A 21,144-nucleotide genomic window follows, 5' to 3' on the forward strand; every position below is an offset into this window, starting at 1 on the left:
AAGGCATTCAGTGAGAATTGCTGTCACCGGGGCCAGCGGAGTGCTCGGCCGCGGACTCGCCATGCGGCTGCTCACCCAGGGCCACGATGTCGTCGGCCTTGCCCGCCACCGCCCCGAAAGCTGGCCGAGCGCAGCCGACTTCGTCGACGCCGACATCCGTGATGCCGCCGCGGTCAAGCGCGCCCTGGCGGGCGCGGAAGTGGTTGCGCACTGCGCGTGGGCGAACACTCCCGGACCAGACGAACGGATCGGTCACGAGGTCAACATCGACGGCGCCCGCAACGTGCTCGACGCGATGGTCGAGACCGGGTCCAGGAGAATCGTTTTCGCGTCTTCGGCGCACGTCTACGGCGGCGGCGGTGCGCCCAAGGCCGAACACGATGCCTTGACCCCGGTCACCGTCGACGGCCAACTCAACGCCCAGGTCGAACGCATGGTCGCGGGAGCGGGCACGGAATGGGTCGCGATCCGCTCCGCGCTGATTCTCGGCCGAAGCGTCGACAACTGGGTGCGCCGGATGCTGGCGCTACCGGTGTTTCCCGCCCGGTCCAGCGATCACCGCATGCAAGTCGTCCATCTCGACGACGCGCTTCGGCTGTTCAACCAGGCAATCGTGGACGGTGGAATCGACAGCGGCCCGGTCAATCTCGCCGCTGCCGGACAGGTGACCTTCCGGCAGATCGCCGCCGCTCTCGGGCGCCCGGTCGTGAGGCTGGGCTTCGAGCCGGGCGAACTGCAACGGGCGCATTGCGCCCCGCTCATGGATCTCTCGCGATTGCAGCACGAGTGGGGATTTCGGCCCGCGTGGGAATCCGCCGAATGCATCGACGATTTCGCGCTGGCCGTGCGCGGCCGGGTCACCGTGGGCAAGCGGGTGATATCGCTGCCCTGGCGCCTGGCCACCATCCAGGACCTACCCTCGGTCGACGCGCCGAGCGACGACGGCGTCAAGCCGAATTTGGCGGGCGCAGCGGGGGATAACGGGGAATTCGACACACCGATCGACCCGCGCTTTCCGACGTTTTTGGCCACGAACCTGTCGGAGGCACTACCCGGCCCGTTCTCGCCGGCGTCGGCGTCGGCGACGGTCCGGGGACTGCGGGCCAGCGCGGTGTGCGTTGCCGAGCGGTTGCGCCCGGGGGGCACGATCCAGCGCGAAATCGCGATGCGCATGGTCGCGGTGTTCGCCCACCGCCTGTACGGCGCGATCACGACCGCGCATTTCATGGCCGAGACGGTGCCTTTCGTGAAGCCCACGACGGTGGTGAGCAACAGTGGATTCTTCGGCCCCAGCATGGCCGCCTTGCCGATCTTCGGTGAGGAACATCCGCACTCCGACACCGATCGAATCCGCAAGCGACTGCGCACCGTCCGCAACATCGGGGTATTCGGCGTCAACCTGATCGGCCTGTCGGCCGGCGCGCCCGCCGACACCCGCGAATTCGTTGCCGACGTCGATCGCCTGGAACGCCTGACCGAAGGGGACCTCGCCGGAATCGACGATCGCCGGCTGCTGAGCCTGATCTTTCTGGCGCGGGACCAGGTGGTGCACGGCTGGGTGCTGGCCGCCGGCTCATTCCTGCTGTGCGCGGCGTTCAACGTGCTGCTGCGTGGTCTGTGCGGGCGGGACGTCGCCGCCCCCGGTGGGCCCGAATTGGTCAGCGCGCGTTCGGTCGAGGCGATGCAGCGGTTGGTGGTTGCCGCGCAGCGCGATCCGAAAGTGACGGCGCTGCTGGCTGAACCAGGGGACCGGCTGGACAAGCTGGCCGTCGAGGCTCCGGAATTCCATGCCGCGCTGCTGGCCGAGCTGGCGCTCATCGGCCACCGTGGGCCCGCCGAGCTCGAGATGCTGTCAACCAGCTACGCCGACGACCCCGAGCTGCTGGTCCGGATGGTGACCAGGGCGATGAGCGCGCCGTCGGCGCAGCAACCCCAGCGCCCCCAGATTCCGTTGCACGCCAAGCCAATTGCGGTGCTGGCCACCCAGCAACTGCGCGACCGTGAGGTCCGCCGCGACAAGGTGGTGCGGGCCAACTGGGTTCTGCGCACGCTGCTGCGCGAGTACGGGCGCAGGGCGGTCGAGTCGGGCGTCTTCGAAGCCGCCGATGATGTCTTCTATCTGCTTGTCGACGAACTGGATGCCCTGCCGGCGGACGTGGGCGCGCTGGTGGCCCGGCGCCGGGCCGAGCAACGCCGGCTGGTCGCGGTGGCGCCGCCGACGGTGTTCAGCGGAAGCTGGCAGCCAACCGCGCCCTCGTCGCCCGCCCTGGCCGGCGGGGACATCCTGCGCGGGGTCGGGGTGTGCGGCGGGCGGGTGCGCGGCCGGGTACGCATCGTGCGCCCCGACACCATCGACGACCTGCAGCCCGGCGAGATCCTCGTCGCCGAGGTCACCGACGTCGGGTACACGGCGGCGTTCTGTTACGCCGCCGCCGTTGTGACCGAACTGGGCGGCCCGATGTCCCACGCCGCGGTGGTGGCCCGCGAATTCGGCTTCCCCTGTGTTGTCGACGTTCAGGGGGCGACCAAGTCGTTGCCGGCGGGTGCCCTGGTCGAGGTCGACGGCGCGACGGGCGAAATCCACGTCCTGGAGCTCGCCGCGGACGACGCGCTGAGCTAGTCGAATTCCATCTCCAGACCGACCGGCCCGCTCAGTCCCAGCATCGGTTTCCACTGCGCCGTCGCCACGCGCCGCGGGTTGGTCATGCGCCGGGCGAGGACTTTGAGCGCTCCGGCGAGTTCCGTTCGGGCGAGGTTCGCGCCCAGGCAATAGTGGGCACCGCCGCCGAACGTCAGAATGGGCGGCGGGTCCTCCCGGGTGATGTCGAACCGGTCCGGGTGCGCATAGACCTCCGGATCGCAGTTGGCGGCAAAGGTATTCACTGAAATGAAGGTGCCGGCCGGAAAGGTGTAATCGGCGAATGTGACGTCGTCGAGGACGGTGCGCAGGGTGGTACAGACCGCGGGCGAATGGCGCATGCATTCCTCGACGGCCGGCATCGCGAGGTTGGGGTTTTCGCGGAGCATCGCCAGTTGCTCGGGGTGATCGCACAGCGCGTGCATGCACGCGGCCAGCTGATTGCGGGTGGTGTCGGTGCCTGCGGACAGGATGCTGAATGCCAGCATGCGCATCTCCGCGTTGCTCAGCCGGTCCCCGTCGTCCTGCGCGCGGATCAGTTCGGAGATCAAGTCGTCGGTCAACCGGCTCCGCCGTTCGGCGATCATGTCGTCGATGTAGGCGTCGAACTCGTCCCACGCCCGCATTACGATGTGTTGCTCGTTCGCCAGGTCGGAGTCGAACCGCACGATCTTGAAAATGTCTTCCGCCCATAGGGAAAACTGCTCCCAGTCCTCGGGTGGTGCGCCCAACAACGCACAGATGATCGGGATCGGGTAGGGCCGGGCGATGTCGGTGACGAAGTCGCAGCGGCCGGCCCCGGCGACCTGATCGATCAAATGGTTGATCACCGTGTCGATGGTGTCTTCCATGCGCGCGGACGCCCGCGGGGTGAATGCCTTGGAGACCAGACCGCGCAGGCGCCGATGTTCCTCGCCTTCCATGCCGAGGATGGTGCCCAGCACCCGGTCATAGAGCGGGCCGGAGGTTATCCCGCGAGCCGTCATGTGCATGCCGGGCGGGAAGACGAACCGGGGATCGCGAAGTATCCCTCGGGCGAGTTCGTAGCCGAGCACCTCGGGTCCCAGTGGCCCGAGGGCGATCGGAGAACGCTTGCGCGCCTCGTGGATCCGCGGGGCGACCTGGTGCACGGTGTCGGTGATGTCGTAGTGCAGTGTGGGCAGGCCTGCGTCGAAGACGCTGGGTGCTGCGGTGTCGACGGTCATGATGTCTCCTTGGCCGAAATCAACTCGGTTGGTAGCGCTTCGGTAGTACCTCGAAAGGCGCCGAAATGGCCTCGCCCGGGGCTAACTCACCGGAGTCGGGCAAATCCGGCATCAACCTGGCCGTCGACGTGTCGGTGATCGCCGCGAAGTTGTCCCGCACCTTCTCGATGGTGAGATCGGCGTCGTATATACCCGTCGTCTGACCGAACACCCGGATGCCCACGTTTCCTCCACCCGCCTCGAAGTTGGCTCCGGATACCGGGCAACTCTCGTGAACCAGGAACGCCACCGCGGGTGACACCAGGCCGGTCGGAAAGTGATCCTCCATCAGCCTGGTGAAGGCGGACGGGTTGTTGAAATGGCGCACGGCGGTGGTGTTGGCGGCCGGCCCCAACGCATTGACCTTGATGCCCAGCGGTGCCCCTTCGACGGCGAGACCGCGTGTCAGCCCGAAGATTCCGCCCTTTGCCGCACCGTAGATGGAAAGATTCTCCAGTCCGAACATCGCCCCGGAGGTGGTGTTCACAATGCGGCCGTAACCGGCATCGCGCATGTGGGGCCACGCCGCCCGGCACATCCACACGGTCCCCATCAGGTGCACGTCGATGACATTGCGAATGTCGGCGTCGGAGATCTCGTCGAAGTGCGCCATGAAGCACACACCGGCATTGTTCACCAGGATGTCAACGCGGCCCCACACGTCCAACGCGGTCTGGACGACCCGGCGCGCGCCGTCCTCGTCGGCGACGCTGTGCAGATCGGCGACCGCCTCACCACCGGCCGTACAGATCTCATCGGCCACCTGTTCCGCATTGGCCCGCAGGATGTTTCGGCCGTCGGGGCCGACGCCGAGGTCGTTGACGACGACCTTGGCCCCTCGCTGGGCGAGCAGCTTGGCGTGCGAGCGCCCCAGGCTCGGCTCCTGGCCGCCGGCCCCGGTGACGATCGCCACCCTCCCGTCGAACCGAAGCTCGGTCATGACCTCTCCGTGGCGAGGATCCGCAGCGGCAATAGCGGCAGGGTGCACGTCGGGGACGGCCACGTGTTCCAGGGTCCCGGTGGCAGCTTGGAATGGGGTATCCGCCTTGACCACTCGGTCACGACGCCGCGGCCGAGAGCCATGGGCAGATCGTCCGAGTCGAGCTCGCAAACTCCGTTCGGCTCACGATGTTGGGCCATGCCGTCTCCAATCACGGAATGTTGGTCGCCAGGAATGTCAGTGGCAGTCCCAGGATCGACACGTCGTTTTCGTCGAGAAAGGTGCCCTCGCCCTCCATGCGTTGCCGGAAACGCGTTGTCGCACCGTAGCGCTCGGCGACGGCGTCGGCCCTGGAAGCTTCCGGGACCCCGATGACCACGGTGAACACGCCGTCTCCGTGGCGCTCGAGGAACTCGGTCACCGAAACGGCGACCTCCCCAGTCGACCCCGGGATCGGGCTGATCAGCTCGATGCCCCGATTCCAGTCGAGGTGAATGTCCAGGCCGAGCTCGGCCAGCTGCAGCGGCTCGAAGACGAACCCCAGATCGCTGAACATCTGGGTCACGGCCGCATGTCGCTCCGGTGCCACGGCGAACACGACGTGATGGAGCGAGGGTTCTTGTGTTGTCGTCATGTCGCCAGGACTCCGCGGGGAAGTAGCAGGGGGAGGTCGTTGTAGGTGACGATGCCGGGAGGCGCGGCGACGACGGCGGGTATCGCGGTGATCGCCGGCACGGCGGTGATGGTGAGGCCCAACATGATGTAGTCGTCCAAGGTCGTGCCCTCGAAGTCCGGCGGTGGCAGGAAGCTCAGCGTGGTCTTGATCGTGGGTCGGCCCTGCACCTCGACGGTGTAGCCCATGTCCAGTGGCCAATCCGGTTCCAGCGCTTGCCCCTTCCGCCATTGCCCGCCGATCTCGATGACCTCTCGACCGGCAACAATCCCTTTCCAGCGAACGTGAATGCCCGCCACGCAGCCCGCCGCGATGTTCCAGTCCCCTGGCAGGTGCAGATCCTCGGTGGTCTGGGCGTACTCGGCTTCACAACGGATCTCGTCGAGCTCGACGCCGAGGGCGTCGGCGAGCAGCAACACGCCGTCGCGGAAGATGCCGGATCCTTTCTCGGTGACAGCCGGCAGGTCCGGACGGTCGATGGGATAGCCGAAGCCCATAGGGATTTCGGTCGCCGGCGAGTTGTAGATCGTGGTATCAAAGGACTCCAGCACCGACACCCTGTCCACCCGCTCCGAGAGTCCCGCCGACACGATGGTGAACAGTTGGGCGAAGCCGGGGTTGATGCCGGTGCCGAAGATGCTCGATCCGCCCGCCTGGCAGGCCTGGGCGATGCGCTCGCGTCCCGCGCCGAGAAAGTGGCCGGTGATGAACTCGGCGGTGCCCACCACATTGATGCCGGCCTCGAGGATGCGGACCAGCTCGTCGACGTCGGCGAACATCGGGTTGTAGACCACGCAGTCCGGCTTGAGCGCGAGCAGCGCCTCGATGTCGTTGGTGGCCTTGATATTCAGTGGCTCGATCCCGCACAGCTCGCCGACGTCGCGCCCTGCCTTCTCCGGCGAGAAGGCATAGCATCCGACCAGCTCCAGCGTCGCGTTCGCGGCAATCGCCCGGACCGAGCTCTTGCCGACGTTACCGGTCGTCCATTGGACGACCCGATAGGTCACCGGGCCGGCCCCGTCATGGGTGCGTCGGCGCCTGCGCTTGGCGGGCGAGTCGTTCGTCGTGGATCTTGACGAGTTCGCGGAACCCCAGCCGGTGGTACTTCGGTATCGGTTGGATGCCCCAGACGTCCTGCGCGGTGGCTTTGCCCTCGGCGCCCTCCGGGGGCCCGAACGGCGGGTAGGGGTACTTGCACTCCAAGGTGTCGTTGGAGTACCGGATCTTCAGCAGCTCACTGCAGATTTGGGTGAGGCTCAGCGTCGGGTACCCGTAGTAGATCGCCATGAACGGCAGCGTGAAGGCACCCTCGATCACCAGCGCTACCAGGCACACCAACACGGCGCGCTTGATCCAGGTGTGCATGCGCGCGTAGTACGGCGTCGTCCCGGGCTCGAGATCGGCGGCCGGGTCCTTGTCTTCGGTGGGGGACGGTACGGACGGACTAGTCATGGCACTGCTCCTTTTAGTCGGAGAAGATTTCGCGATTGACGGTGTGCAGGTACGGGATCGCGAGGAACGGGGTGATGTAGAAGATGTCGTAGAGCCACCAGCCGATGACCGGGAACACGACACCGGCGTAGCGCACGTCGGCGAACATGGTCATGTTGAAGACGTAGGCCGACCAGATCACCACCCCCATCCAGCAGGTGACGACCATCCACTGATGGCCCCAGCGCTTCATCTGCAAAAACCCGATCGCCGCCGCCACCCGCATCGAGAACACGGTGAGGATCAGGCCTGCCACGTAGGCCTTTTCGCCCGGGCCCGCCGCGCCGCCGATCCACAGCTCGTTGTAATGCCAGAAGTAGCCGGCGTCGAACATGTTGCCCCACCCGACCATCAGCACCCTGTTGATCAACGTGTGGTTGGCGACCAGGTCAAGAGCCCAGCCCAGACTGTTGAGCATCCCGTCGATCAGGACGAGATAGCCGATGAGGGTCACGATCATGGGCCGGACCGATAGCCCGGCGCGCAGGGCCTGGCGCTGCAGCCATACCCCGCGCATGAAGATGGGAAATCCGATCAGGCCCGGCGCCCACATGCCCATCAGGGCGGCGCCGACGATCATCCACTTGTCGGCGTGGCGCTGGGCCTGGCGTGATTCGTCGTGGTGATCATCGAGGCTGCGCGACGCGTCGGCGCGGTCGGGCGTGCCTCCCGAATTCCGTTTCAGCAGCGGTACATTCACAGATCCCACCAGCCCCGCGCGAACGACATGTAGAGCTGGACTCCGAACATCGCGAGCAGATAGCCGTAGATGAAGATCTGGAAGATGATGAGCGCCCTTTTGCGCTTCTCCTCCTGTCGGTCCATGCCGGTTGCTCCTTTCCCTAGGGCGAACTGGTCGAGGTGGCCAGGCTGGCTGCCGCGACTTCACGCAGACCGTCGGTGACCGCGCCGTCGGTGCTCAGCGGCGCGAGTATGCATGCGTCGGCGGCGTCCAATTCGGTTGCGCCGGCGGCGATCAGCTGGGCGGCGGTGACCAGCACCCTGGTCGACGGCGGTTCGAAGTGGAAGGCTTCGTCGGCGGTGCGGATCGCGACCGCGCACCCGACCAGCCGCTGGGCGGTGGCAAGGGGGATTCCGGATTCGGCGACGATCACGTCGGCCTCGCGGTCGGGCGGCAGATAATGCATCGCCAGCGTGACGAACCGTTGGCGGAACGAGGGTTTGAGCTCCTTGAGTGAGCTGCGATAGGCCGGGTTGTACGAACACACCAGCATGAACTCTTCGGGGGCTTTCACCACCTCGCCGGCGCGGTCCAGGTACAACGATCGTCGGTGATCGGTGAGCGAGTGCAGGATCGCCAAGGAGTCGTGGCGGGCCTCGACGACTTCGTCGAGGTAGCAGATCGCGCCGGCTTTGACGGCCCGGGTGAGCGGGCCGTCGGTCCAGACGACGTCGCCGCCGGTCACCATGAAGCGGCCGACGAGGTCGGAGCTGGTGAGGTCGTCGTGGCAACTGATCGTGACTACCGGTCGCTGCAGCAGCGAGCCCATGTGTTCGACGAACCGGGTTTTGCCGCACCCGGTCGGGCCGGTCAGCATCACCGGCAGGCGCCGTTGAAAGGCCTGTTCGAACAGCTGAACTTCGTTGCCGTTGGCGAAATATGTGTCGGTGGTCATCTCTTCCTCAATCGGTCGGCATTCACGCTGCGACCAGTTCGCGATGGACATGGGCCAATACCCGGGGTAATTCCTCGATGCGCCGGATCCGTTGCGAACGGCGCGGCCCGAACACCTCCGGGAGGGGGTCGACCCGGGTCGGCCCGACGCCCACGTAATACATCGACACCCCGGCCTCGTTGGCCTCCTCGACGGCGTGCGCGGCATCGGCCCAGGCGTAACGGCCCTCGTAGCCTTCATCGGAGATCAGCCCGTCCCCGATGATGATCAGCAGGCGCCGCTCGGAGGCCTGGGCAAGCAGGCGGCTGGTCAAATGGCGCAGCGGCGCACCGAGTCTGGTGTAGCCGCGGGTGGACAGGCCCAGCCCGCTCGGCGGCACGAACCGGCGGTCTTCGAAGTCCTTCAGGCACCGCACCTCGACCCGGTGCCGGGTGTTGCCGGTGAACACGAAAACGCCATGGCGTTCGCGCGCCAGCGTCATGGCACGCGAAAGCGCGTCGGCACAGGCCAATTCGAGCTGGAACACCCGGCCCCCGTGCACCCCCAGCGACGAGCTGCCGTCGAGCAGCAATGCGGTGGTGACGTCGCGGCTGCTGGGCAGCAGGTCGCGAAACACCCGCGGCTCCTTGGCCTCGCCCGTCGTCAGGTCGATGTAGTGGCTGACGTATTGGTCGACGTCGAGGCCGGAGCCGTCTTCGAGTCGGCTGGTCATTGCACGGTGGGTGTGTTCTTCGAACCACTTGCGGACGTCGACGGCCACCGGCACCGGACGGCGCAGGCGCCGGCCGTCGGCGTGCTCGACGACAGCGACGTGGTCGTGCATGAATCGCTGTGTCCACATGTTCCACTCGGGATAGGGAATCCCGGGCCGGTGTTGGGGTGTGACGTCGAGATCGTTGTCCTGCGGCCGGCTCGGCGGCGGCAGGTTCGGGTTGCGGACGCCCCCGTCACCGCCGACCGGAACCGAGTATGGCCGCGGAAGACGCTTCTGCGTCGTGGTCCACGGCATCCTCCCGAAGCTGCGTCGCAACTTATCGGTCAATCCCTGCGGCGCCGTGTAGGCCAGCGGCAAAGCGCCCAGCAGCGGTGGGACCGCCAACTCCCGGCCGGTGGCCGCCAATCCGATTGCCCTGTCGAGCATCTGGGCGCCGTCCATTTCCGCGGCGTCGGGGTGGACGTCGGGGAGCAGCCGTTGGACCTCGGGAAGCAGGCCTGGCCACCGCGACGCGATCCAGCCGAGCGCGACGCCGCCTTCGACGAGCGTGAGCGCGCGCAGTTCGCGCGCGGACAGCTCGTTCAGCCGAAATTCGGTGACGCGTTCCTTCGATGGTGAGCATTGCAGGGCCACGCCGCAGGTGAGGGTTCTGCGTGTCCAGTCGGAGGGGGCGGGGTAGGGGACGTGGACGAATGTGAGCCCCGCGTTCAACCCGAAGCCCCGCCGCTCGCCGGTGACGAGCCGCACGCCTTCTCGGCGTTGCTCGCTCAGCGCGACCGCCGTCACCGCGCAACTGCGTTCCAGCGCCATCGCATGGCCGTCGGAATGCTCAGTCATCGGCCCAATCCCGCGCTCCGCGAACCCGGCTCAGAACGTGCCGATGTTGGAGAACAGCCAGTACCAGAACCAGATGATCAGTCCGGTGCCGCCCCACGCGGCGACGTAACGAAGGATTTCCCATAGATAGCCCATGATGTGACTTCCTCGGTGGCGTAGTGGTTTTCGGGTCGCGCATTTCAGTCGGAGAAGAGTTCGCGGTTGACGGTGTGCAGATAGGGGATGGCCAAAAACGGGGTGATGTAGAAGATGTCGTAGAGCCACCAGCCGACGACCGGGAGCACGACGCCGGCAAAACGCACGTCGGCGAACATCGTCATGTTGAACACGTAGGTGATCCAAATGACCACGCCCATCCAGCAGGTGATGACCATCCACTGGTGGCCCCACCGCTTCATCTGCAGAAACCCGATGGCGGCGGCGATCCGCATGGTGAAGACGGTCAGGATCAGCCCGACCTCCAAGGCCTTCTCGCCGGGCCCCGCCGCGCCGCCGACCCACAGCTCGTTGTAGTGCCAGAAGTAGCCGGCGTCGAACATGTTGCCCCACCCGTTGAGCAGCACGCGCGCCAGAATGGTGTGGTTCGCCACCAGATCAAGCGCCCACCCGACGGTGTTGATGGCGGCGTCGATGATGACGAGATAGCCGAGCAGGGTGACCAGCATCGGCCGGACCGAGAGGCCGTCGCGATGCGCCCGGCGCAGCAGCCGCACTCCCCAGAGGAACAGCGGCAGCCCGAAAATACCCAGGGCCGCCGTACCGATCAGGAGACTGCCGGAGATAAGCCATTTGTCGGCCCGGCGCTGCGCGAGCTGTGAGCGTTCCATGTGCTCGTCGATGGCCAGACCCGGCGATGGGGCAGAGCCGGGCGATCGCGTGGCTGCACCTATCCCGGCGTCGCGCTGATGCAGCTTCGGCAAATTCACGAACCCTCCCCGCCATCGACACTGATTGGACCGGCGAGTGCACTATAACAGGCTGACTACAGTCAGCAGAAGACGCCCACCGAGTCGACGGCGAACAGTCAGCGAGATTCGCTCCACTTCCCGCAGTTAGTGCGTGCCACAGTGCTAATGCGGAGTTCACGCGGCTTGTCCACGCCCCACCAGCGGAGCGACAGTACTGACGAAAGTCAGCTGGCATTCGTTGACACGCCCGTTGCCAGACGCCTACGCTCAGCGAGCGCTCAGGCATTCTGGCCATGCAAAGGAGTAGCGATGACGCTCAAGTCGCCGGCCGAGAAGAAATATCGTGTAATCCAATGGGGCGTCGGCAATGTCGGGACGATCGCGCTGCGTCATTTCGTGCACAACCCTGCCTACGAACTGGTCGGCGTCCTGTGCAATCGACCGGAGAAAGTCGGCAAGGACGCCGGTGAGCTCTGCGGCAAACCGCCGACCGGCGTGCGGGCGACCACCGACAAGGATGCCATCGAGGCGCTCGACGCCGATTGCGTGTTCTATGCGCCGCTATGGTCCGATCCCGACGAGGTGTGCCGCCTACTGCGCGGCGGCAAGAATGTCGTCGCATCGGGTGGGGCGTGGTGGTATCGGACCGAGCACAGTCAGGCGGACATCGACAAGATCGACGCCGCGTGCCACGAGGGCGGCACGTCGTTTCATGCGGGTGGTGTCAACCCCGGGTTCGCCGGAGACCTGCTCGTCCTGACGCTGGCCCGAATCATCAGCCAGATCGACACCATTCACATCTACGAGGTGGTGAATTTCGGGCGCGACACCCTGAAGTACCTGTTCGAAATGGGGATGGGCAGCGACCCGGCCGGGTTCGAAGACGGCCCGAATCTGCTCGGACAGGCATGGCCGTTGTTCGCCCAATCGATGGCGATGGTCGTCGAGGGACTGGGCAAAACGGTCGAGAGATACACGACCGAGGTGGAGCTCGGGACTGCCACCCGCGACATCCCCTTCGAGGGAGGGGAGACCAGCGACATGCCAGGCTTCAAGGGCGTGATCAAAAAGGGGACTGTCGCTCGCCAGCACCACAAGTGGACGGCGTGGGTGGACGGCAAACCCCTCATCGTCTTTCACGAGATCTACACGATGGACACCTTCGACGCCATTGCACCGCAGGAGGATTGGCCCCAGCACTACCACTACCGCATTGTGATCGAGGGCGATTCCTCCACCGAGCTGATCCTGCAGGGCGCGCAGGACCCCAACGGCGGCTACGCGCTGCCCGGATACACCTGGACCGCGATGGGCCCCGCGAACGCCATACCCGCGGTCTGCGACGCTCCGCCGGGGTTCATGTCCCACAAGGAACTCGGCCTGATGCCGCTGCGCGGCGTCATACGCCCCTAGCGGCGGGTCAGGGTTTCAAACTTCGCAACGTCCTCGCGACGTAGTCTTCCAGCAGCGCATGGCCTGTCGGCCAGTGGTTGGTGGTGATCAACAGCGCGTAGAGACCCAGCAAGAAGAACACCGCACTGTTCATGGGATTGACGTGCGGATCCGTATCACCGCGTTCCTGCGCCTGCGCGATTTCCTGGGCGACCAGGACGATCAACGGGTGATCCCTGCCGTCCTCGGTCTGCGGGCGGGTCTGGGAGAAGTGCAGCGCGAGAAAGTCATTGAAGAGCCGATCGCCCAGCCGCCGTTCGAGCCCGACCACCAGGCGGACCGCCTCATTCAACGCGGAAGCGAGATCGTGCTTGGACTTCAGGAATTGGGCGAACTGCTTGGCTATGCGGTCCTCTTCGCGGCGCTCGAGCTCCAGCAGCACATGCTCCTTGGTGGGGAAGTGGAAGAAGAACGTCCCGTGCGCCACGCCCGCGGCGGCCACGATGGCACTGACGTCCGCCTCGGCCATGCCGGCCCGGGCGAACTCCGCGATCGCGGCCCCCATCAAACGCTCCCTCGTCTGCAGACGCTTTGCTTCTCGGGTCGACAGCCGATCCGTCACAGCCATGTGTTTCCTCACAGTTGACCCGACTCATGCGAGAGTTGCGGGGCTCAACGGCTCATTATGCCGTGTCCGCGCCAAAAACGCTTGCATAACTTGATCATTCTCAGACAATCAACGGTACCGCGAATGCCGATCGGAATGATTCGTTGACTTTAGTCAGCCTAGTTCATAGATTAAACGGCGCACCCCACGCACGATCGAAGGAGCTCGGCATGGCGTTGGAACAGTTCCAGCTCGATGGGCAGGTCGCGATCGTGACGGGCGCCGGGAAGGGTGTCGGGGCGGGCATTGCCCGGGTGTTGGCGGAGGCCGGCGCCACGGTCGTCGGGACCGCGCGTACCGAGGCGGATATCGTTGGCACGATTGAGGGCATCGAGGCCTCGGGCGGCAAAGGGCTGGCGCTCGTCGCGGACGCGATGAGCCGCCCGGACGGCGAGCGCGTCGTGAACACGGCCATGGAACGCTTCGGGCGCATCGACATTCTCGTCAACAACGTCGGCGGCTCCACCTATGCGCGCTTTCTGGACATCACCGACGAAGACTTCCGGCACACCTTCGACTGGTGCGTGACATCAGCGTTCATCATGAGCCAGCTCGTCGCCCCGCACATGATCAGCGCGGGACGCGGATCCATCGTCAACATCTCGTCTGGTTCCGCCCGGTTCGGCATCCGCGCGTTGACGGCCTACTGCGTCGCGAAGGGCGGCCTCGAGGCGCTCACCCGCGCGATGGCACAGGAACTCGCGCCGAAGATCCGCGTCAACGCCATTGCGTTGGGATCGTTCGCCACCGACGGCTTGCGTGGCAGCCTGGACTTGATGCCCGGATCGCTGGAGAAAATGCAGGAGGCCACCCCGCTGCATCGGCTCGGTGACGTCGAGGATCTCGGGCGGCTCACGGTGTACCTGTGCACGCGCGACTGCTACGCGACGAACGCGATCTTCCACGTCGACGGCGGCATCGACTCGAACAACTCGCCGCTCCCAATCCCCGATTACTGACCTGGACCGCGACGCAACGCGCCATGATGGGTCATCGCCCACGGTCGGAAGGATGAGGGTAAGTGCGCAGAGTCATACAGTTTTCCACCGGGAATGTGGGCCGGCACTCGTTGCGGGCCATCATCGGCCGACCGGATCTGGAACTGGTCGGCGTGCACGCCGCCAGCGCCGACAAGATCGGCAAGGACGCGGCGCAGCTCTGCGGGCTGGACGCGCCGACCGGCATCATCGCCACCGACGATATCGACGCACTGCTCAATCTTGGCGCCGATTGCGTCGTCTACACGTCTCAGGGTGAGACGCGACCCATGGAAGCCATCGAACAGATGGCCAGGTTCCTCACGGCGGGCATCAACGTCGTTGGCACATCGATGGTCTGGCTGGTGACACCCCGCCATGCCGACGATTGGTTGCGAGAGCCCTTGGAGCGCGCCTGCGCGGCAGGCAACGCCTCGCTCTACGTCAACGGCATCGACCCCGGCTTCTCCGGCGATACGCTGGTGCATTCGGCGGCCAGCCTGACCACGCGGATCTCGTCGATCACCGTGCAGGAGATCTTCGACTACGGAAACTACGACGATGCCGAATTCACCGGTGCGGCAATGGGGTTCGGAACCACGCGCGACGACGACTCGCCGATGATGTTCTTGCCCGGGGTGATCGTGGCGATGTGGGGCGGTCAGGTCCGCAGTCTGGCCGACCATCTCGACATCACGCTCGACGACGTGCGCCAGCGCTGCGAGCCGTGGTACACGCCCGAACGCATCGAATGCACGATGATGACCGTCCAGCCGGGGCAGATGGCCGCGGTCCGATTCGCCACCGAGGGCGTGCGCGACGGCAAGCCGGTCATCACCCTCGAGCACGTCACCAGGCTCACCCCGGCCGCCGCGCCCGGCTGGGAATTCCCGCCCGATGGCCACACCGGCGTGCACCGCGTCGTCGTGGAGGGCGAGCCGCGGGTGGAGATCAACACCCACGTATCCCACCCCCTTTACGATTCCACCGATGCCGGCTGCATCTCGACCGCCGGCCGGGCGGTCAACGCGATCGACTGGGTGTGCCGCGCGCCCCAAGGGCTGATCGGGGTCGAGGACATCCCATTGTCAGCGACGATGCGCGGGCTGATGTGGAACGAGCACTGAACTGACCACCCCGGCTCCAGGACGCGTTGCCGGTAAACGCATTCTGATCACCGGCGCCGCCCGCGGCATGGGTCGCGGCCATGCGCTGCGCCTTGCGCAGGAGGGCGCGGACCTCATCCTCGTCGACATCTGCCGATCCCTGCCGCAGATTGAATATCCCTTGGCCACCGAGGACGACCTCACCGAAACAGTAAGGCTGGTACGGGCTTTCGGTCGCCGATGCGTGAGTCGCGTTGTCGACGTCCGCGACGAGGCGCACCTGCGGTCCGCGGTCGACGAGGGAGTCGGCGAGCTGGGCGGCCTTGACGGCGCGGTCGCCAACGCCGGCGTGCTCACGGTGGCGCCGTGGGACAAGACCACCGCCGAACAGTGGCGCACGGTGGTCGACGTGAACCTGATCGGCGTCTGGAACACCTGTGCGGCCGCGATACCGCACCTGCTCGAGCAAGGTGGAGGCAGCCTGGTCAACATCAGCTCCGCCGGCGCCATCAAGGGATTCCCGCTCCAGACGCCCTACACGGCGGCCAAGCACGGCGTCGTCGGCTTGACGCTGGCCTTGGCCAACGAGCTGGCGGCGCAGAACGTGCGTGTCAACACCGTGCTTCCCACGGGCGTGCCCACCGGGATGGTTCCGCCGTCGTTCGGGCCTCTCCTGGGTGAGCAGCGGTCCGATCTCATTCCCATCTTCGTCAATGCGATGCCCACGCCGGCCGTCGAGCCCGCCGATGTCAGCAGCGCAGTGTTGTTCCTGCTTTCCGACGAGTCCAGATACGTGACCGGGCTGGAGTTCAAGGTCGACGCGGGCGTCACCATCAACTGAAGCGAAACTCGTCCGATGGCGATTTGCCCGCCGGCCCACATAGTTTGCGTGTTCACGCTGCGGGTGGCCCGGGTACGGGTTACAAATAGCTGACCTTACAAAGGAGGGCTCATGACAAAGGTCCGGACGTCCGCGGTCGGTCTGGCGGCCGCCGCGATGCTGCTCAGCGCCGCGATCGCCGGCTGCGGCGAGGACAAGAACTCGACGGCGCCATCGGGTCCGGCCGCGTCGTCGAGCGCGGCCATCTCGTCGAGCGCCCCGTCTTCACCCGGGGCGCCGGCGAACTACAGCTCCTTGCTCATCCAGGCCTCCGACGTCGGCCCGCACGCCACCGCTGACGGGCCGCCCAGCCAGAATCCGGGCGGCATCGTCGGCGTGGGGCAGGTCTTCAAGAACCCCGACGGCAAGCGCACCATCATCGACACGATCGCGGTCTTTCCCGACGCGGCGACGGCCGACAAGACGGCCGCGAACATGCGCGACGTCGTCGGCAAGAAGGTCAGCGGCGAGCAGCAGCCCATCGACGTCGGCACCAACGGATTCATGGTGATCGGGCAGAGCACCGACCCGGCGAATCCGATGGAGATCTCTGAGGCGGTATTCGTCGAGGGCAGGGCCATGGTCGATATGGAATTCGACTGTGTCATAGGCAATCCCACGCCAGCCGACATCCTGCTCGATCTCGCGCGCAAACAGGACGCCGCGGTCAAGGCGGGTCTGCCGGCCAGCTGAGCGGCCGTTCCTTCACAGAGGCCAGCCGTCCGGCGGCAGCGTGTAGCGCAGTTCGGCCGCCGGGGGCAATGGCCGCCGCTCATCGACCGATATGGCATCGACGACGAGGGCGACGTAGCGTCGCCAGCCGTCGCTGTCGGAATCCATCGTCGAGAGCACGCTGAAGAGCATGGCGATCAACCGAGGCAGGTCGTCGCTGACCAGGTCGGCGCGAATCCTGCCGAGGCGCTGGCCTTCCCGGGCAAGCTCGGCGAGCGCGGCATTGAGCGACATGGAGATGTCGGACGTGAGGGAACCGGCCCGGCGGGCGGCGGCCAGCAGGCTGTGTTCGCGCGCGCCGAGCGAGATCGCCGCTTCGATCAATTCGGTCAGACCGCGCAGAGGATCCTTCGCGCGGCGGGCCCCGTCGATCACCGGCGTGAGATCCTCGGCGATGCTCTGTTCCAGCGCCGCCAGGACGAGATCCGCCTTGGTCGGAAACCTGCGGTAGAGGGTTCGTTCGCCGACGCCGGCCCGGCGGGCGACCGCCTCCACCGGGGCGTCCGGGCCCAACTCGCCGTAGACCTCGCGCGCCGCGCGCAGTATGCGCTCGACGTTGCGCGCCGCGTCCGCCCGCAACGGCCGGTCCTCCACCGCGGTCATCGTGACAGCGTAACCGACAGTTGACTACCGACAACGGTCCCTTTACGCTCTACAACTGGCAGATAACTGACATTTAATGGGAAACGCGGCTTATGTCACAATATCTTTCGAGGCATCCGACTCCTGCTCGGACGCGGAGCTTCCTGCACTGCCCGTGCCGCGTCCCGCCCACTGTCCGCTCGCAACGCCGGTAGAGTTCGCGAGCTGGCGGGAAGAGCCCGGGCTACGACAGGCGATGTTCCACGGCAATCCGGTCTGGGTGGTGAGCCGCTACTCCGACATCAGGGCGGCGCTGGTCGATCCGCGGCTGTCCGCGAAGACCATTCCGGACTCCATCATGCCCACCAACGCCGACAACGAGGTCCCGGTGATGTTCGCGCGCACCGACGATCCCGAGCATCACCGGATCCGGCGGATGATGACCGGCAACTTCACCTTCAGGCGTTGCGAATCGATGCGGCCGCAGATCCAGGAGATGGTCGACCATTTTCTTGACGAGATGATCGCGGTGGGGCCGCCTGCCGATCTGGTGCGTGAATTCGCCTTGCCGGTACCATCATTGGTGATCGCGCTGCTGCTGGGTGTGCCGCCCGAAGATCTCGAGCTTTTCCAGCGCAACACCACCGCCGGGCTCGACCAGAAGACGTCCGAGGCGGAAAAGGGACAGGCCTTCGGGGCGATGTACGCCTACATCCAGGAGTTGGTGCAACGCAAGGAGCGCGAACCCGGCGACGATCTGATCAGCCGCATGATCACCGAGTACGTCGCGACGGGTCAACTCGACCACGCGACCGCGGCGATGAACAGTGTGATCATGATGCAGGCGGGTCACGAGACCACCGCCAATATGATCTCACTGGGAACCGTTGCGCTGCTGCAACATCCGAGCGCCTTCGAGCGGCTCGGCCAGACCGACGATCCCGCCCTCATCGCGAACGTCGTCGAAGAGCTGATGCGCTATCTGAGCATCGTGCACAGCCAGGTCGACCGCGTGGCGACCGAAGATCTGGTGATCGGTGGCCAGTTGATCCGGGCAGGGGAGTTCGTGATGATGAACCTGCCCGCCGGAAACTGGGACACCGAATTCGTCGGCGACCCAGAGAGTTTCGACATCGATCGAAACACGCGCGGACACTTGGGTTTCGGGTACGGCGTGCACCAGTGCATCGGGGCCAACCTGGCCCGCGTGGAGATGCAGGTCGCGTTCGCCACCCTCGCGCGACGGCTGCCCGGGCTGAAGCTGGCCGTTCCGCCGGAGGAGTTGCGGTTCAAAGAGGCCGACATTTACGGCATGAAAGAGCTTCCGGTCACCTGGTGATGGCGACCATGCCGCGCCGCACACCACCACCACCGCCGAACGTGGAGTTGTTGGTGTCGAATGCCGCGATTTCACGCAACAACTCGACGTTGGGCAATGAAATCCTCAGCAGCTGAACGCCGCGCCGACCCCGTCGGGCGGCGGCACCGACTTCAGGCAGCCGAACGGCTGAATGCCCGCGGGCGCAAAACGCGCCGCCGACTGATGCGCGTAGTTCACGCAATACAGGCCGGCCTGGTCGGCGCGGCACCGATAGTCGCCGAACGACAGCGAGTCCCCATTCGCCAGCTCCGGTCCGTTGCCGTTGACGAAGGGGCCGGGGTCGGCCCGCGCGGCTCCCACCTGCAGGCGCATCCCGTCGAAGGTGACCCAACCGCCCTGCCATATTCGCCATACGCGGTCGCGGGCGCCGGCGCCGGAGTGGCCAGGTTCACCAGGCAATTCAGCGCGCCGTCGGTGTGCGCGGCATCCGTCATGCAGGAGACTTTGCCGCCCACCGCCGCCAGGGCGATGTCGCTGCCCAGGGGTGTGGCCACGCCGTCGCGTATAGCCGTGTGGTAGCGGCCAGGATCGGCGGGCCGGGCCGCCTCTATCCACGCGATGACGTCGGAGACCGCGGCGCCGGCGGCCGGCGCGGCGGATGCTCCTGGCGTCTTGCTTCCGGACGGCCCAACGGAGGTCTGGGTGGTACTCGGTGTCGGCTCGGAATGGTTGCCCGTGGTGTGTGAGCAGCCGGCGACCAGTACCGACGCGGCGATCATCGCAGCTATCCGCATCCAGTCAGGCTAACCGCCGCGCCGGGCAAATAACGCGCTGCGCGCGCGTTAACGCCGTCATGTCGGTTACCGTCGGGTTATGCATGACCGGACTGTCCGCGCACGCACGGCCACCGGCACCGTCGAGGGTTTCACCCGCGACGGGGTCCATCGGTGGCGGTCGATCCCGTATGCCCGTCCACCGGTGGGAGACCTGCGCTTCCGGGCGCCGCAGCCGGCGGCGTCGTGGTCGGGGGTGCGGCACTGCCACGGCTTCGCCAATTGCGCACCCCAGCAGCGCCGTTACACCCTGCTCGGCCTGTCGGGTCTGGGCGGCCGCTATCAACCGATGAGCGAGGACTGCCTCACCCTCAACGTCGTGGTGCCCGAGGGTGCCGCGGAGGGGCCGCTGCCGGTGATGGTCTTCATCCACGGCGGCGGGTACTTCCTTGGCAGCTCGGCGACACCGCTCTACGATGGCGCGGCCCTGGCACGCCGGGGATGCGTGTACGTGTCGGTGAACTACCGGCTGGGCGCGCTGGGATGTGTGGACTTCTCGTCGCTGTCGACACCCGACATCACCATTGACAGCAACCTGTATCTGCGCGATCTGGTGCTGGCGTTGCAGTGGGTGCGCGACAACATCGCCGGGTTCGGCGGTGACCCGGACAATGTGACGATCTTCGGCGAGAGCGCCGGCGCGTGCATCACCGCCTCCCTGCTGGCGGTGCCCTCCGCCAAAGGCCTGTTCGCCCGGGCCATTTCGGAGAGTCCCGCATCGGGCCTCACGCGGTCCAAAGAGGTTGCCGCCGAGTTCGCGAACCGCTTCGCCGGCCTGCTGGGCGTGCGCAAGCAGGACGCCGCCGACGCGCTGATGCGGGCGTCGGCCGCCCAACTGGTGAAAACCCAGCACGCATTGATCGACGAGGGCATGCAGAACAGGCTGGGTGCCTTCCCGATTGGTCCGGTCGTCGGGGACGACGTGCTGCCGATGGATCCCGTCGAGGCGATGCGGCGCGGTGACGCGCACCCGGTACCGCTGATCGTCGGCACCAACGCCGAAGAGGGCCGGCTGTTCACCCGGTTCCTGGCGATGTTGCCGACCAACGAGTCGATGGTCGAAGAGCTACTGGCCGAGGCGGAACCCGCTATCCGCGAACGCATTACCGCCGCGTACCCGGACTACCCCGAGCGGGCGGCGTGCATCCAGCTCGGCGGTGACTTCGCGTTCGGATCGGCGGCCTGGCAGATCGCCGAGGCCCACAGCGCGCACGCGCCGACCTACCTCTACCGGTATGACTACGCCCCGCGCACGTTGCGCTGGTCGGGTTTCGGCGCCACCCATGCCACCGAGTTGTTGGCCGTCTTCGACGTCTACCGCACCAGATTCGGCGCCCTGCTGACCGCGGCGGCCGACCGGCGCGCGGCGTTGCGGGTCAGCAACCAGGTGCAACGGCGGTGGCGCGCCTTCAGCCGCACCGGCGTCCCGGGCGAGGATTGGCCCCGCTACAACGCCACCGACCGCGCCGTGATGGTCTTCGACCGCAAATCGCGGGTCGAGTTCGATCCCCACCCGCACCGCCGGATGGCCTGGGACGGCTTCTCACTCGCGCACTGACCTGGCACGCTAA

The 21,144-nt window shown here is 66.3% G+C and carries 20 protein-coding genes and 1 pseudogene; 8 read left to right on the forward strand and 13 right to left on the reverse strand.

Annotated features, from left to right (window positions below):
• The first annotated feature begins 10 nt into the window (after positions 1 to 10).
• Positions 11 to 2,620, forward strand: a complete 2,610-nt coding sequence (locus W7U_RS07205) for a sugar epimerase family protein (RefSeq protein ID WP_036428838.1) — start codon at positions 11 to 13, stop codon at positions 2,618 to 2,620.
• Here W7U_RS07205 and W7U_RS07210 read toward each other — a convergent pair.
• The 10 genes from W7U_RS07210 to W7U_RS07255 all read right to left on the reverse strand — a co-directional run bounded on the left by W7U_RS07210 (position 2,617) and on the right by W7U_RS07255 (position 11,002).
• Entirely contained in the window at positions 2,617 to 3,843 is a 1,227-nt protein-coding gene (locus tag W7U_RS07210) for a cytochrome P450 (RefSeq protein ID WP_008256383.1), read from the reverse strand. The genes W7U_RS07205 and W7U_RS07210 overlap by 4 nt on opposite strands.
• A gap of 19 nt (positions 3,844 to 3,862) precedes the next feature.
• Positions 3,863 to 4,822, reverse strand: coding sequence for an SDR family NAD(P)-dependent oxidoreductase (locus tag W7U_RS07215; protein WP_008256384.1), 960 nt, complete (start codon positions 4,820 to 4,822; stop codon positions 3,863 to 3,865).
• Between the two features lie 211 nt (positions 4,823 to 5,033).
• Entirely contained in the window at positions 5,034 to 5,456 is a 423-nt protein-coding gene (locus W7U_RS07220; RefSeq protein WP_008256385.1) for a hypothetical protein, read from the reverse strand.
• Positions 5,453 to 6,502 (reverse strand): dihydrodipicolinate reductase, encoded by a 1,050-nt coding sequence (locus tag W7U_RS07225; protein WP_008256386.1) that lies wholly within the window; start codon positions 6,500 to 6,502, stop codon positions 5,453 to 5,455. The genes W7U_RS07220 and W7U_RS07225 overlap by 4 nt, the downstream gene beginning before the upstream one ends.
• A gap of 13 nt (positions 6,503 to 6,515) precedes the next feature.
• Entirely contained in the window at positions 6,516 to 6,947 is a 432-nt protein-coding gene (locus W7U_RS07230) for a hypothetical protein (RefSeq protein ID WP_008256387.1), read from the reverse strand.
• A 13-nt stretch (positions 6,948 to 6,960) separates the two neighbouring features.
• Positions 6,961 to 7,686: a hypothetical protein gene (locus W7U_RS07235; protein ID WP_008256388.1), complete on the reverse strand. Its 726-nt coding sequence runs from the start codon at positions 7,684 to 7,686 to the stop codon at positions 6,961 to 6,963.
• Positions 7,683 to 7,811, reverse strand: coding sequence for a hypothetical protein (locus W7U_RS26895; protein WP_007770904.1), 129 nt, complete (start codon positions 7,809 to 7,811; stop codon positions 7,683 to 7,685). The genes W7U_RS07235 and W7U_RS26895 overlap by 4 nt, the downstream gene beginning before the upstream one ends.
• 17 nt (positions 7,812 to 7,828) lie before the next feature.
• Entirely contained in the window at positions 7,829 to 8,623 is a 795-nt protein-coding gene (locus W7U_RS07245; protein WP_008256389.1) for a CbbQ/NirQ/NorQ/GpvN family protein, read from the reverse strand.
• Between the two features lie 22 nt (positions 8,624 to 8,645).
• Entirely contained in the window at positions 8,646 to 10,175 is a 1,530-nt protein-coding gene (locus W7U_RS07250; protein WP_008256390.1) for a morD, read from the reverse strand.
• Positions 10,176 to 10,354: 179 nt separating this feature from the next.
• Positions 10,355 to 11,002: a hypothetical protein gene (locus W7U_RS07255; RefSeq protein ID WP_008256392.1), complete on the reverse strand. Its 648-nt coding sequence runs from the start codon at positions 11,000 to 11,002 to the stop codon at positions 10,355 to 10,357.
• Between the two features lie 390 nt (positions 11,003 to 11,392).
• On the opposite strand from W7U_RS07255, the gene W7U_RS07260 reads away from it, so the two are divergent.
• Complete coding sequence (locus tag W7U_RS07260; protein ID WP_008256395.1) at positions 11,393 to 12,496, forward strand: dihydrodipicolinate reductase; 1,104 nt, start codon at positions 11,393 to 11,395, stop codon at positions 12,494 to 12,496.
• Between the two features lie 7 nt (positions 12,497 to 12,503).
• Here the strand turns inward: W7U_RS07260 and W7U_RS07265 are convergent, their stop codons facing one another.
• Positions 12,504 to 13,103, reverse strand: coding sequence for a TetR/AcrR family transcriptional regulator (locus tag W7U_RS07265; RefSeq protein ID WP_036428842.1), 600 nt, complete (start codon positions 13,101 to 13,103; stop codon positions 12,504 to 12,506).
• 209 nt (positions 13,104 to 13,312) lie between these two features.
• Between W7U_RS07265 and W7U_RS07270 the strand changes: the two genes are divergently transcribed.
• From W7U_RS07270 to W7U_RS07285, 4 genes are all read left to right on the forward strand, one after another.
• Positions 13,313 to 14,101 carry an SDR family oxidoreductase gene (locus W7U_RS07270; RefSeq protein ID WP_008256400.1) on the forward strand — a complete coding sequence of 263 codons (789 nt, stop codon included), beginning with the start codon at positions 13,313 to 13,315 and terminating at the stop codon, positions 14,099 to 14,101.
• A gap of 62 nt (positions 14,102 to 14,163) precedes the next feature.
• Positions 14,164 to 15,246, forward strand: coding sequence for a hypothetical protein (locus tag W7U_RS07275; protein WP_008256403.1), 1,083 nt, complete (start codon positions 14,164 to 14,166; stop codon positions 15,244 to 15,246).
• Between the two features lies 1 nt (position 15,247).
• Entirely contained in the window at positions 15,248 to 16,066 is an 819-nt protein-coding gene (locus tag W7U_RS07280) for a mycofactocin-coupled SDR family oxidoreductase (protein ID WP_036428845.1), read from the forward strand.
• A gap of 111 nt (positions 16,067 to 16,177) precedes the next feature.
• Entirely contained in the window at positions 16,178 to 16,798 is a 621-nt protein-coding gene (locus W7U_RS07285; RefSeq protein ID WP_008256406.1) for a hypothetical protein, read from the forward strand.
• Positions 16,799 to 16,810: 12 nt separating this feature from the next.
• On the opposite strand, the gene W7U_RS07290 is transcribed toward W7U_RS07285, so the two are convergent.
• Positions 16,811 to 17,440, reverse strand: a complete 630-nt coding sequence (locus W7U_RS07290) for a TetR/AcrR family transcriptional regulator (protein ID WP_008256409.1) — start codon at positions 17,438 to 17,440, stop codon at positions 16,811 to 16,813.
• Positions 17,441 to 17,675: 235 nt separating this feature from the next.
• On the opposite strand from W7U_RS07290, the gene W7U_RS07295 reads away from it, so the two are divergent.
• Positions 17,676 to 18,758 (forward strand): cytochrome P450, encoded by a 1,083-nt coding sequence (locus tag W7U_RS07295; protein ID WP_008256411.1) that lies wholly within the window; start codon positions 17,676 to 17,678, stop codon positions 18,756 to 18,758.
• Between the two features lie 105 nt (positions 18,759 to 18,863).
• Here the strand turns inward: W7U_RS07295 and W7U_RS07300 are convergent.
• Positions 18,864 to 19,534: pseudogene (locus tag W7U_RS07300) on the reverse strand (hypothetical protein).
• 79 nt (positions 19,535 to 19,613) lie between these two features.
• Between W7U_RS07300 and W7U_RS07305 the strand changes: the two are divergent.
• Entirely contained in the window at positions 19,614 to 21,131 is a 1,518-nt protein-coding gene (locus W7U_RS07305) for a carboxylesterase/lipase family protein (RefSeq protein ID WP_008256416.1), read from the forward strand.
• The last annotated feature ends 13 nt before the right edge of the window (positions 21,132 to 21,144 follow it).

It is taken from the genome of Mycobacterium sp. H4Y, assembly GCF_000364405.1.
Taxonomy (GTDB): Bacteria; Actinomycetota; Actinomycetes; order Mycobacteriales; family Mycobacteriaceae; genus Mycobacterium; species Mycobacterium intracellulare.

Bases quoted from the DNA above. Each gene is read 5' to 3' on its own strand.
- W7U_RS07210 (WP_008256383.1), bottom strand. From the start codon at position 3,843: ATGACCGTCGACACCGCAGCACCCAGCGTCTTCGACGCAGGCCTGCCC.
- W7U_RS07285 (WP_008256406.1), top strand. From the start codon at position 16,178: ATGACAAAGGTCCGGACGTCCGCGGTCGGTCTGGCGGCCGCCGCGATG.
- W7U_RS07230 (WP_008256387.1), bottom strand. From the start codon at position 6,947: ATGACTAGTCCGTCCGTACCGTCCCCCACCGAAGACAAGGACCCGGCC.
- W7U_RS07250 (WP_008256390.1), bottom strand. From the start codon at position 10,175: ATGACTGAGCATTCCGACGGCCATGCGATGGCGCTGGAACGCAGTTGC.
- W7U_RS07255 (WP_008256392.1), bottom strand. From the start codon at position 11,002: ATGGAACGCTCACAGCTCGCGCAGCGCCGGGCCGACAAATGGCTTATC.
- W7U_RS07265 (WP_036428842.1), bottom strand. From the start codon at position 13,103: ATGGCTGTGACGGATCGGCTGTCGACCCGAGAAGCAAAGCGTCTGCAG.
- W7U_RS26895 (WP_007770904.1), bottom strand. From the start codon at position 7,811: ATGGACCGACAGGAGGAGAAGCGCAAAAGGGCGCTCATCATCTTCCAG.
- W7U_RS07245 (WP_008256389.1), bottom strand. From the start codon at position 8,623: ATGACCACCGACACATATTTCGCCAACGGCAACGAAGTTCAGCTGTTC.
- W7U_RS07220 (WP_008256385.1), bottom strand. From the start codon at position 5,456: ATGACGACAACACAAGAACCCTCGCTCCATCACGTCGTGTTCGCCGTG.
- W7U_RS07295 (WP_008256411.1), top strand. From the start codon at position 17,676: ATGTTCCACGGCAATCCGGTCTGGGTGGTGAGCCGCTACTCCGACATC.
- W7U_RS07215 (WP_008256384.1), bottom strand. From the start codon at position 4,822: ATGACCGAGCTTCGGTTCGACGGGAGGGTGGCGATCGTCACCGGGGCC.
- W7U_RS07305 (WP_008256416.1), top strand. From the start codon at position 19,614: ATGCATGACCGGACTGTCCGCGCACGCACGGCCACCGGCACCGTCGAG.
- W7U_RS07290 (WP_008256409.1), bottom strand. From the start codon at position 17,440: ATGACCGCGGTGGAGGACCGGCCGTTGCGGGCGGACGCGGCGCGCAAC.
- W7U_RS07260 (WP_008256395.1), top strand. From the start codon at position 11,393: ATGACGCTCAAGTCGCCGGCCGAGAAGAAATATCGTGTAATCCAATGG.
- W7U_RS07270 (WP_008256400.1), top strand. From the start codon at position 13,313: ATGGCGTTGGAACAGTTCCAGCTCGATGGGCAGGTCGCGATCGTGACG.